General features: G+C 57.3%; 10 protein-coding genes. 2 read left to right on the top strand and 8 right to left on the bottom strand.

Features of this window, described 5'->3' with window-relative positions; all coding sequences use genetic code 11:
* Positions 1-210: 210 nt before the first annotated feature.
* The 3 genes from ACYJ11_RS18455 to ACYJ11_RS18465 form a co-directional block, all read right to left on the bottom strand.
* A complete protein-coding gene (locus ACYJ11_RS18455) occupies positions 211-369 on the bottom strand; it encodes a hypothetical protein (RefSeq protein ID WP_461648919.1) in 159 nt (52 codons plus the stop codon).
* 382 nt (positions 370-751) lie between these two features.
* Positions 752-1135, bottom strand: a complete 384-nt coding sequence (locus tag ACYJ11_RS18460) for a DUF4326 domain-containing protein (protein ID WP_461648920.1) — start codon at positions 1133-1135, stop codon at positions 752-754.
* Positions 1136-2041: 906 nt separating this feature from the next.
* A complete protein-coding gene (locus tag ACYJ11_RS18465) occupies positions 2042-3253 on the bottom strand; it encodes an SOSS complex subunit B family protein (RefSeq protein WP_461648921.1) in 1212 nt (403 codons plus the stop codon).
* Positions 3254-3814: 561 nt separating this feature from the next.
* Here ACYJ11_RS18465 and ACYJ11_RS18470 point away from each other — a divergent pair.
* A complete protein-coding gene (locus ACYJ11_RS18470) occupies positions 3815-4042 on the top strand; it encodes a hypothetical protein (protein WP_461648922.1) in 228 nt (75 codons plus the stop codon).
* A 647-nt stretch (positions 4043-4689) separates the two neighbouring features.
* Here the strand turns inward: ACYJ11_RS18470 and ACYJ11_RS18475 are convergent.
* The 5 genes from ACYJ11_RS18475 to ACYJ11_RS18495 form a co-directional block, all read right to left on the bottom strand.
* A complete protein-coding gene (locus tag ACYJ11_RS18475; RefSeq protein ID WP_461648923.1) occupies positions 4690-5004 on the bottom strand; it encodes a hypothetical protein in 315 nt (104 codons plus the stop codon).
* A 158-nt stretch (positions 5005-5162) separates the two neighbouring features.
* On the bottom strand, positions 5163-5498 hold the full coding sequence (locus ACYJ11_RS18480) for a hypothetical protein (protein ID WP_461648924.1): 336 nt from the start codon (positions 5496-5498) through the stop codon (positions 5163-5165).
* Between the two features lie 391 nt (positions 5499-5889).
* Positions 5890-6276, bottom strand: coding sequence for a hypothetical protein (locus tag ACYJ11_RS18485; protein ID WP_064289167.1), 387 nt, complete (start codon positions 6274-6276; stop codon positions 5890-5892).
* Positions 6277-6707: 431 nt separating this feature from the next.
* Positions 6708-6878 (bottom strand): hypothetical protein, encoded by a 171-nt coding sequence (locus ACYJ11_RS18490; protein WP_461648925.1) that lies wholly within the window; start codon positions 6876-6878, stop codon positions 6708-6710.
* Between the two features lie 1323 nt (positions 6879-8201).
* On the bottom strand, positions 8202-11465 hold the full coding sequence (locus ACYJ11_RS18495) for an ATP-binding protein (RefSeq protein WP_461648926.1): 3264 nt from the start codon (positions 11463-11465) through the stop codon (positions 8202-8204).
* Here ACYJ11_RS18495 and ACYJ11_RS18500 point away from each other — a divergent pair.
* Positions 11454-11852 carry a hypothetical protein gene (locus ACYJ11_RS18500; RefSeq protein ID WP_461648927.1) on the top strand — a complete coding sequence of 133 codons (399 nt, stop codon included), beginning with the start codon at positions 11454-11456 and terminating at the stop codon, positions 11850-11852. The genes ACYJ11_RS18495 and ACYJ11_RS18500 overlap by 12 nt on opposite strands.
* Positions 11853-11984: the final 132 nt, after the last annotated feature.

Here is an 11984-nt window from a genome sequence, read left to right on the forward strand (position 1 = left end):
TGGTGGTGATGCCCTTCGGCGCAGCCGAACGGGCTCGGGCGGTGTGGAGAGAGCCCGTGAGGAGGGGAGGAGGGGAGGGCGGAGGCCGACCCTCCGGGCTTCGGGGGAGGGCTGCTGAGCGGGCGTGTGGTGCGGTCGACGTTCGTTAACTGCGCGTGACTCCGACGCGCGCAACGTGGTCGCGAGGTCGGACGAGTCGAGGCCTGGTGGTCAGGCCTCGAGCTCGTCCCAGACCGAGAGGTGGCCGTTGGCGCAAGCGCCAGCGTAGCGCCCAACGGCATCGCCTCTGTACTTCGAGTCGACGCACGCCACGCGCTCGATTTCGGTAAGCTCTGCATCGCAATCGTCCTCCTCGCAAGTCGGTGCCATATCCGGGGGCGCGGGTCAGGAGCCGATGAATTCTCGCCCCCTTGTGGGGTGACCGAAGGGAACCGCGAGGGACGAGCGGCGACGGGTTCACGTTCTCCTGACCCGATTACCCCCGGTTTGGTACCGAAACGGTGAGGACGATCTGTGCAGAGCAGGCGAATCGGAGCGTGGACCGTCGGCTCGAAGAAATCGCGCGTGAGGAACGCGCGCGTCGTGGTTGGCGGGGCTGAGCGGTCGTGGGGCTGTCGCGGTAGGTGAGGAAAAAGTGTGTACGTAGCACTTACGTGGTCATCTTGACCAATCGCGAGTGATGAGAGGATTTTGAGGTCGCGGTCACAGATTCGGAGGGTGTGCCTGTTCAACTCAGCTCTGCGACGGTCGGCTAGCGCTTTTCTATCGCGTCGATAACCCTTGAGAGCGGCTCGCCGTGACACAGCGGCCCATCATCGGAGAGTCCCTGACACCAGCACCCGAGCGTTTCCCCCTGAAGTTCATAGAGCGCCTTGCGGAACTCGGGGTCGGAATCCACTCGCGCTAACAGGTCTTCGGTGAACTTCGCGACGGACTCCTCGCGAGAGTAGCCGTCGTCAAGTGGATACGGATTCCCCAGCCATCCGCGTGTCTTGACTGGCGTGTTGTTCATATGCCGAAGTTCGCCGTCCGTGCGGTTTCGTCCGATGTAGACGCTGCAATCGTTTCGCTTGCAGTGGCCGACGCGGGTCGGCGTGCCGTGCTTCCCTCCGTCTGAAGCAGTTGAATTGGACATTTTCCTCGTACTTCGACTGGAGGGGTAAAAACTACTGTGCGATTCAGTAGTGCTGTCTGTGGGTTCCGGTGCAACTCCAATTACTGGTTCAGGTAATATCTTGGTCGTCTGCAGAGCTATCACAGAGTGCAATCTGCTTAATTTCCAACTTGTATAGGCATCTGTGAGTGCGCTTTTTTGGCGCAGCCGAACGGGCTCAGGTAGTGTGGAGAGAGCCCGTGAGGAGGGGGAGGCCGACGCAACATCGTCCGTCGGGCTCCGGCTTCGGTGGGAGGTTCGATAGACGCGGAAGTTGGAGCCGCGAGCCGCTACGGTACGCGCTTGTGTCCGTCGGCGCACTCGACGACGAACTCGGTTCGCGGGTCAGGGGAGCGCGAGTCTCCGACCACTGCGGACTCGGAGTCAACTATCGGCGCGTCGCAATCCAGACAGGGGCAGACTTCGTCGGCCATCGTAAGTGGGGCGCGGGTCGCCAGAGGGTGTATTGCTGCCGTCCTACTGGAATCCCATCGGGACAATCGCAAGCCGGCGCTACTGCACCGGAAGGGCGATTGCGGGAGCTTTACCCCTCTGGCGACCCGATAACCCCCGTTGATGGCCGACAGGGAAAGCCCCTGTTGGATTCGTCGTGCTGTTGACACCGAGGAACGTGGTCGGATGGCTCTAAGACCCGCGAACTGGAGGGCGAGTGCGCCAAGGGAGCGCGTACCGTAGCGGCGCTGGCGGCGTACGAGAGGCGCAGCCGAACGGGCTCGGGCGGTGTGGAGAGAGCCCGTGAGGAGGGGAGGAGGGGAGGGCGGAGGCCGACCCTCCGGGCTTCGGGGGAGGGCTGCTGTATGTGGTAGCGGTGCGGCTGCGGAGCTGGGCCGAGGCTGTGTGGTGGTGAAGACCAACCGGGTGGTGGTGTCAGTCGTCCACACCGATGAATTGGCCGGCGTTGATGTTCCCCTTGACGAAGGCGTTTGCTCGCTCTTTCTCTGCGTGGGTGAGGAAGGCATCGGGGTCGCCACCAGCGTCACCCTGTTCAAGCCATTCATGGGTGTCGCTGTCGGCTCTCCACGCGGGGATAGTCGGGTCGTCAGTGGCCGATTGGGACTGAGGTGCGTCCCCATCTCCGTGAGTGAGGCGGGTGACAACTGCTTCGGAGTCGACAGCGAGGGTGGCGTCTCCTTGATAGGCGTTGACCTTGACCCGCTCGACCCGAACCGTGTCGCCTTCGTGGAGGGTTGGCTTGTCGCCTGCGTTCTCCCAAATGGTGAGTTTGGCCGATTCGCCGCTATCGTCACGGACGACTCCGACCTGCTTCTGACCGTCGCCTTTCGGCTGCCAGAGAGTGACAACTTCGGCTTCAATGGTCGTTTCGTACTGGTCGTACGGGTCGATGTTTGCGATTGGCTGGCAGACCGTCGGGAGGGATTCAAGCCCCTCCTTGACCGTGAACAGGGCACTTGTGACCGTGCTACCGTCAGCCACATACTTCGCAAGGAGGGAGGCGAACGAGGCGCGACCCATTGCCGTTTCGCCGCTAAACTGTTCGGAGAGCCGTTTTGCGGACTTGTTGATTTCGGCGACCTCTTCTTGACTGAGGCTTGGCCAAGGGTCACTCGGAAGGGTGTCAGTGTCAGGGGTGTCGTCTGAAATAGGCGTAAAGCGGGTCGAAAGGTCGTGGTCGGCGGGCGCGGGGGTGGCTCTGACAGGACGGCCATCTTCAAGATGGGTGGTGTAGTGGCGGTCAGTGTTAGTAACCTCGTCACGGCAGGCGGCGGCTCTGTCGTGTTCGGCGGCCTTGGCTCGGTGGGCACGCTCGTGATGGCGTTCGAGTTCCTCTTGTTCACCGTTGATGCGTTCGATAGTTTCAGTGGTCATGTCCTGCCGGTCCGGGTCCACACGCTCGTCTGGCCGTCGGCTGGCGCGGTTCTCAATAGCTTGCTCTCGCTCCCAGCCGATGCGCATCTCATTGTTGTCAACAGTCCGCGCATCGCCAATGATACCGGTAGCGTTGTCTACGGCGTTGCCCAGAGGAATCGACTGGAACGTCTGCGTCTGGTATTCGAGGTCGTGGGTATCGTGGTGGCTGGATTCAAGCGCTCCGGTCTCAGTGGCGTTGGTGTCGTACATTGTCTGTCTCCATTTAACACATATAGTGCCATGCATAAGTATGTTTGGTTACGTGCCCAAAAACCCTGTAGAGGATTTTAGAAGGTGATTTATGGAGGTTGGGGATGTCGGGTTGTGCGGATTCTTGTTGCGGTTGCACTAGTGTCCGCGAGACGGCGGGAATCCCCGTCTCGGAGATCGCGTAAAGGGGGCGGCAGTGTTGCCCCCTTTACGGGGTCGAGAATACGGCGTTTCTTGCCGCCGTCTCGCGGTTCCGCTGTAGTTGCCCTGGAGGGATGAAACGGCGAGCCCGCTTGCGTTTACTTGGTCGCCTCAGCGGCCCCTATCCGCGCTACTGCACGGATATGTCGCTGAGCGGCCGCGAGCGGGTGAGGGGTTTCGAGGTGCTTGCGGTGTCAGTGAAAGCAGTAGTAGCAGTAGTGGCAGTTCTGGTTAGTCCGAAGAAGTAGTCTGAAGCGTCGGAGCTGGCGACACTCCAGAAGTCAACAACAGTGTTACTTTGCCCATATTGGGCACGAACCCAAATAGTAAATACGATGGGGCCGTACGAGTAGATATACAATGACAGATAGCGAGTCCGCGAGTGGTGGTCGGCCAACTGCTGTAAGCACTGAGGAGCTGTATGAACATCTTGAGGGCTGTGAGCCGTATACGGTGACAGAATTGGAGGGTGAATTTGAGGCAGGCCGGGAGACAATCCGAAATCGGTTAGAGGAATTAACCGAAGACGGACGGCTCCTCAAGAAAAAGCACAGTTCTCGGGTGACGACCTATCGGATTCCACACTGAAACGGTTGTTTTTTTCTGATGGGATCATCCGAACAAACGCGTGCGGGAGCTTGACCCCGTACCCTCTCACTGACAATGAGGAGGGCAACGGGAAGCGCTAGTAGGCCTATTTAGAACAGGTGAGTAACTCGCCTCTCTCAACCCTCCGGGGAGACCGAGTTGGGATATCTGGCCACTCAATCGAACTTAGACTGCTCCCCAGTGGACAGTCACAAACATCCTCTCCATGATGAGTAGCTCCACACCCAGCACACATGTAAGTTCTGTGTGGACTGTAATCCCCATGGAGAAACTCGAAGGCCTCTCCAGGGTCAACAGATTCTGTGAATCCGTACGATTCCTCGAAGTGGATGTTTGACGGCAAGCGCTGTTGGACGCCATCAGCAGTGATTTCAAGCAAGAGGTTTCCGACCCGGAGATGATAACACCGGCCCTTAGCAAGTCCGGTGACACAACGACACTCACCTGGCTGAAAGTCAAGCTCTGACAGCGCGTCAAGGTCCTGACCGGTGAAGACCTCAACTGCGTCTGCCTCAGTTGGAGCACTGGCGAACATCGATTCGCGCGAGGTTGATTCAGTCATCGCTCGCTATGATGCGAGATAAAAATATGCCGTCAGCTGTTGATCGAAGATGAGTTCTAAGAGGTTAGTCTGAGTTGAGATCGGCTTCGGTGTCGGTGTGCCATTCGAGACCGGGCCGCCGCTCGCCACCCTCGAATCGCTGTCTGACGACCGACTGGGGTTGGTCGCTTGTCGCGTCTTGGAGCGCAGCGCCGAAGCGACCAAGCGCCTCGACGTCGTGTGTCTCGATGAACAACGAGAGTTGCTGGCAGAGGTATGTCGCCTCGTCTCTTGCGAGTCCGTCGACGAGAATTTCGATGGGGCTACTGGCGTTAGGGACTTTGTCGTATTCGGTTGGGGTTTCGATGCTCATTGAGTCGGGATCGAAGTCTTTGCTCATTCTGAATTCCTCTCACTCGCCAGTGAGGGGTAAAAATTCCGGTGTTCGGTTGCGGTCAGGCGGACCAGCCGTTGTTGGAGGAGAGAAAATACGATCAGGTTCGTTTCTCTTCTGCACTGTGGGTTACGGAGCAACCCAGAAAGACAGTCTCGTTCCGGTTAGTTTGTCATTTGTTTCATACAGTCGTGGGCGGTGTCGAGTGCTTCATCACGCGATGGAGCGCACTCCTCAAGGACGGTCGGCTGTTCCTGGCCGTCGTGGTACCGGCTGACGCGGTAGCCACAGCACTCTCCGTTGGTGTAGACCGGACGGACTTCGACAAAGTGCTTCAGGATGCCGACTTGCTCGGACGTGAATGTCACCGTCTCTTTCTCGTGGTGGGGATGCTTGCTGAGATAGATGTCCCATGGGAGCCCTGAGACGGTAGAACTGAGTGTGGTGATGCTGGTGGTCTGCGTGCCGGGTTGCGTGTTCTGCGCTTCAGTACTAATCATCTTTCTACCTGTTTTGGAAGGGTAAAAACTCGACTCACGAGAGGGCAGCAGTGGAGTGAGTCCTGAGGCCGCTTCGTCGAGAGCCTCGTTTGAGACGAGATGCCGTTCGAGGAGGGTCGGAAAAGCTACCGAGAATGGTCGGGGGTTTCATGTCTGCCAGACACCCCGAAGCGAGTACCCGCAGACGAACTGCGATCCTGGTGGACTGAAAGGGCGAGGTGGCTCGCGATGGTGTCGCCTCAGCTGACCCCTATCCGCTTAGCGGATATGTCGCTGAGCGACCGCGAGCCGCCGAGGGCTTTCAAGCTCTCTGAACTGCGACTGACTGCCAGAACACACCCTGAAAGTGTCCCGTCACATGAGGCCTCTTTATGACTCTGAGCTCGCTCGGTCAGTCGTCGCTCTCATTTTCTACTCCAGTCTGAACTCCCTCTGGTCCACTCCACTCGTCAGGTCGAATCCCTAGCGACTGAAACGCCGCGTATGGTTCTTCAGCTATGTCGTCGATTACTGCGCCGTCCGGTAGGGGTAGTTCCAACGCCTCGCTCATCTGCTCCTGCATTCGGTCCTTCGCGTTCTCTTCCTCTGCAAAGTTATCCACAATCAAGTCCAGCTTCGCTTCTAATTGTAGAATCCGAACCCGAGTATCCCAGTTACTCATCCCTTGCTGAAGTAGCATCTCCACGACCCGGTTTCGAGCGACGTTGTGGTGATCTGCAATTGCTTCAATCTGGCTGCCCAACTCATCAGACACATAGCCGGAGATTCGCTTTCCCATACCCACCCGTTTCCGGCGACCCTACTAAGTCGTTGCTCCTCTATCCGCGATCTCACAAGGCGGCGAGAGCTCCCATCCCCTCAGACCCTGCTGTCTCTCACGGTCTGCCGGCCCCGGCTACTCCCCGCCTATGTGCTATCGCGTCGGCTCCGTCCTGAACATCTCGCCGACGGCAACCAGGGGGAGTGCTTCCCGCCTTGTCCTCATCCACATCCAATCACTCTCTGAAGCCCCCAGTGCCACACACACACACTTTGACGCTCTCAAATGTGTTCTTTTAGCGTGGGTCTCGTTAGCCCACGCTTCCCCTTCTCCCGGACCATCCCGAACATGGGCCGGGTCACGTCGACGTCGAACCGTCGACGCTCTCTTGGATGCGGTCTCTCTTGCGGTGCTATCCATCTTGGACATCGCTCGCGAAGCTCACTCGCTCAACTTCCTTCTCGTTGCTTTGTTTTCGCCGTCGTCGTCGCTGATGCTGTTCGAGTGCGATCCCGGTCGTCGTTGAAGCTGTCGCCGCCGTCGCTTTCGCGCTCTTCCAGCACCCCGTCTGCGAGATGAAATGCGATCTTGCCTTTCCCTCCCGTTGCGTTCCGCCTCAAATCCTCTCTCGCCATGCAGCCGGACTCTTCTTCCTGCGTCTTGCCCCGACCGCCGATCTACTCTCCCCGAGCGCACTCAGACTGAACCCCCCACGGAGCGCGACCAGACCGAACGTCCACTCGAACGCGACCTCGCTCCACTCTCCCTCTCGCTGTCGCTGCCGTCCCGCTTCCGCCATCGCTGCACGCTGCTGTCCTCGCTGTCCCTGTCGGCGTTGAAATTGTTGGTGCCGTCTCCTCGTCGAACATTGTCCATCCACTCTAGCATCGATCACCGAACCTTCGATTTTTGTCCACTCTCTCCAGTCCTTCTCGATGCCTTTTGTCTCCCCCTCTCGAACGCTCGACCAGGGTCCCATCACTCTGTCAGCAAACTGGTAGTCCATCCCATTGGCAACCCCCACCTGTCCCTTGTCTCTCCTCGGCTCCGCCTGAACCCCCCGCTACGCGACTACCCCTGAGTAGGTAGCTCCCTTGGACCCTATTTGTGTGAATTGGCCAGCCCATACAGGAGCGATTCTCCGATATATTAGAGATGCTCTAAAGCCCTCTCGTACCGCGAAAGCCCATACAGCCCGAATCGTGTGGTGGTGTAGCCTGATTACAGACCCCCCGAATCCCGCCCCCGTGCCGTGATTATGAAATTTGGCCGGTGGCCTCGGAAGTAATCACGAAGTGGGCGTATCGCCACGTTGTCCGGTGATTATCAGTGCGTTAGCCGTCGTCGTCGCGGCTGATTACGAACCCCCCGAATCCTGCCCTCGTACCGTGATTAGAGAAGTAGTTACAGATGGTACCAAACCCAACGCTGTCCCGTAATTACCGAGCAGGTGGGAGCCGGATCGGTACCACTTCCGCTGCCACAGCTGCGTGATTACAACACCCTCGAAAACTGGGCGCTGTCCGGTGATTAACGATGTAACTACGAATATGCCCTATCTCGACGCCGTGTGGTAATTACGAAAATCTGAGCGCAGTTTTCGGGCTGTGATTACGAACCCACCCAATCGTACCGCAGTCCCGTGATTAGTGATTTGATTAGAAGGACGCTGAATCACGTACCCGTACCGTGATTAGTTCCGCCGAATCCGCCCCATACATACAGAATCTGATAGCAGTCTCGTCGATGGTGACTGACTGCCCGCTGTGAGCGCTCGTGATTCGGCTGGTTACACGCCGAGGAGTCGTCCAGCGGAGTAGTGGTCAGCCGCCGAGCGCTTTGGGGGCTCCGTTGTGGGTCAATCGTGTGGTCACTGTTGAGGTTCGGTCTGAGAACGGCGTTGAGAAAGCGTCGTGCGAAGAGCGAAACTGTGTCGGAGAAGTCTACTGTTCGACTTCGTCTCGGAGGTTGTTGATGCTCAGGATTTCGTGGGCACCCGGCGAATCGAGTTTGTCGCTGATGCTGGAGAAGTTCCCACTCTCCGTGGAGATGGTGGATTCGAGTTTGTCAGAGAGGGAACGCAGTAGCTTCTTCGCTCCTTTGAAGTTCTCTACGACCCACACTGCTTCCCCGTAGGCCATTGTGAGCTTGTCGTAGTCCCCTTCGACGTGCCCGCGCTTCTCGGGGGACGTTTCTACCTCGACGATCTTGTGGCGTTGGTTCGGAGAGTTATCATCCGGGGCGACGAACACGTCGTAGACGTTGGAGTCGCCGTCCGGACTGTGGTACATCTTTGCGTCGTAGCCTTGCTGTTCGTAGTAGGTCGCGGTCAGGCGCACGCCGATCCGGTGAGTGAGGCTTTCATTGCCCTTTTCGCCTCCACCCTCTGGGGAGAGCGTTCGGTCGACAGTGGTCTCTGCTTTCTTTGTCGGCTTGTAGTAGATCTCGTTGTTGCCGAGATACTCCTTCTCCAGATACCCCTTCGCCTCCAGGTCGTCGCTGGTTTCGCTGAAGGACAACTCCTTCATCGATTTACCGAGGGTGTACCCGTCGACACCATCCGTCAGCGCGTCGAAGACCAGTTCCAGATACGCGAGATGCTTATGCGAGAGTCCCTCGCCTTCGATGTCGTCTTTGTCCTCGTCTTTGACTTCCTGCTCTGCTTCGCTTGGGGCGCGACTGTTCGCCGTTGCGCTCGCGACGTCGATGGCGTCGTGGTCGCGACTGACGCAGTGTCGGGCACGACTCCGGCGGCGGATCAACTCAGCTTGGGAGCGAACCTCGAATGGGCCTTCATCGTGTCCTGGTGGGATAGGGAGTGGTTTGAGGGTGAGAATCTCGGGTTTCTGCTCGTGGAATCCAGTGGAGGGGAGTTGAACGATCCATTCCCCACGCCGAAGGCCGGCGATGCGGTCTTTGACCTCGTCACTGTCCAAGTCCTCGTGGAATAATGATTCTGCGAGCATATCGTCGGTCGCGATGTTGCCAATGATCTTGGTATTGACGTTATTGAGAATCTCCTTGTAGGCGCGTCGGTTTGCCTGTGGATCGTCACCGAGAACCTGCTCAGGATACTGCATGATGAGTCCCAGACTCATGTTGAACTCGCGGCCTTTTGGAAGGAGGTCTTCGTAGACGATCTCGGTTCTGGCGATGTCTGCGGACTCTTCGATGATGACGTTCGCAATGTAGTCGTCGTCGTTAGGCGTCCAGATAGAACGCACTGAGGTCCAGAGGTGGCTGAGGAACAGCATAGTAAACATCTTACTGGACTTACCGTGGATATCCCCGGTGTCGATGAGAATGACCTTGTCGGAGTTTAGGACGCTCTTGAGGTCCAGCATTGGGACTGCTTCGCGGTCGTACCAGCCCGTATCGTGGTCCCAGTGTTCGTCATCGACGTCGAACGAAAGCATATCCCAGATGAAGTCGCGCTCCTTTAGCTTCCGAATTCGATTGAGGACTGCATCAGTTGTGTTCATAAACTGACGCTGGTCCTTTTGCAGGTGCGACAGTAGGATGCTTTCGACTTGATCGTCACTGACTTGCGGGAGTGCTTGACTCACCGCGAGGGCATCGTCTTGAAGATCATCAACTTGTGCGCCAAACTGTTGGAAGTTCTGAGCTACCTCCAGTAGCTCTCCAATAGAGAAGTGGTCGCTGCCGTAGACGGGGTCGAAGCAGGCTTTGATGAGGTTCGTCAGGATTTCGTTGGCGACGAACGCTTGGTCCACTGTTTCCTTTCCCAGCGCGAAGTACAGTACTTGGAAGTAGTGGTCGACAATGTTCTGGACAGCTGTTGCACGTTCGAGGTCACCGGCCTCAACGAGGGGGCGAAGGTCGAAGAAGGGGATGCCCGGAATCATTCCGTCTTCTTCGGGGATTTTGATGTACTCGACGTCGTCAAGGTCCCCGAAGAGGGTGCGATGACAACGCAGGTAGTTCTCGCACATATCACCTCCTTTTGGGTCGACAACGACTGTCGGGCCATTGAGGGTGGTGTAGGTGGAGAGGATGTCATTGACTGTGGCGACGGTCTTCCCCGATCCAGTGGTAGCTGCGCGAAAGTAGTGATGTGTGAGGTCACTCGCTGAAAGCCCAATGGCGTGGCGTTGGTTCAGCTGGTCCCACCACTCGTTTTTGCTCTCGATGGCGCTGATATCTGAGGGAGGTACGTCTGTATCACGGATAGCGGTGACAGCGCGTCCAATAGTCATTCCATCCGAGAACTCGCGGAATATTTCCTCGTTCGGAGAGGTGAGTGGAGACTGTGCCTTCGGGGTGCCGCCGGTCCCCGCTCGGCTGGCTTTCGGGAGTGAATCGATACTTGGGACGGTAATGAAGTTCGCGAGCTCTTTGACGTTACAGACGAGGAACGGCTTTTGCCGTCCGACGATCTCGTACCCATTCGGGTACGTGATGCCGTGAGAAAGCATTCGTTTGTACTCGTACTCGTTCTGGCCGAGGTACTCCCCTTCTATGGTGTAGAATTGCCCACTGAGGTGGTTTAGCGAGTCTGTGAGATTCTCTGCACAGTCTTTGAGGCTTGTTGCTGCGCGGATGCTCACGTTGTAGGTGTGGGAAGGGTCTTTCAGGTCGATCTGACCCATCCGGTCGGTGCCATGACGTTGGCCAGCTGTCTGGGAGTCGTGGATGCTTCCACCGACTTCTTGGGGCGCATCCGCCCGATGACGTTCCGCTTTCTCTTCATCAGATACACCGAGGATTCCATCGAGGATTGTCCGTCCAATCATCCCAGCGGTGGAATTGACGCCTTGTTTGAGGAGACCTTTCTGCCGTTCGGCTTTCCGAGACCAGTCCGAGCGTGGTTCGAAAATAACTTGGAAGATGACGGATCCATCGCTCTGAATCGCGGTTTCGAGAAGATTCGAGAGAGGAGACCGGTCGACGGTTTCTGTGTCGTAGGTTGTGAGTGTAGTCATCCAGTCTTTGCGGCGTTCCTCACGGCCCTCGTAACGGACCATGTGGGGAACATTGTTGAAGATGGTAGTGATATCGAAGCCTTTCCGGTCGAACTCGAAGTCTTCGGGATATTGCGACCGTGTGGCACTTTCGAGACGATCGGTGGAGACGTCGCCACGCTCTCCGGGGCCTAGATAGAAGTCGAAGTGGGACGATCCTTCGGGCTTGTAGATGATGAACTCGAAGTTGGAGACGCCTTGTATAGCGTCAATATGCAACTCCATATCGAGCGGGAGCTTCCTCCCTGTCCCGTATTTGTGAAGGCCATACAGTTCACGGGAGACCGTTTCAGAGTTGATTTTGTCCCGAACAGGGAGAATCTTGATGTACTCCTGCGAGGTCTCAATTTCCTTGATGAAGTCCTCTACGTCCCTCTCATCTTTCTCGTTCGGAAGCTCTGCATCGAAGTGTTCACTCGGGTCGGCCTCCTCCTCAGTTGGTTGGTTGTTGTGAGGTTTCGTTCGCCGCTGGGCTTCTTCGGTTCTGCCATCTTCAGACGACTGCTGGTGCGGTTGAGGGCCAGAGTGTTTGTCCTGGTGTGTGTTATTGGAGTGTCTCTTGGTGTGACTGCCGTTGGTCTGGTCCCGAGGGTCAGTAGATCGAGTGTCTGAAACATCGTTACGTTGTTCCACTGGGGACGAGTCTTCGTTGAATAAATCGCCGAGTCCACCTTCGACATCGTCTTTTGGATGACGGGAGTGGGAATCCTCGCCTAGAGACAGATCGTCTTCGGTGGCTGTATC

This window comes from Haloarcula sp. H-GB5 (assembly GCF_054850705.1).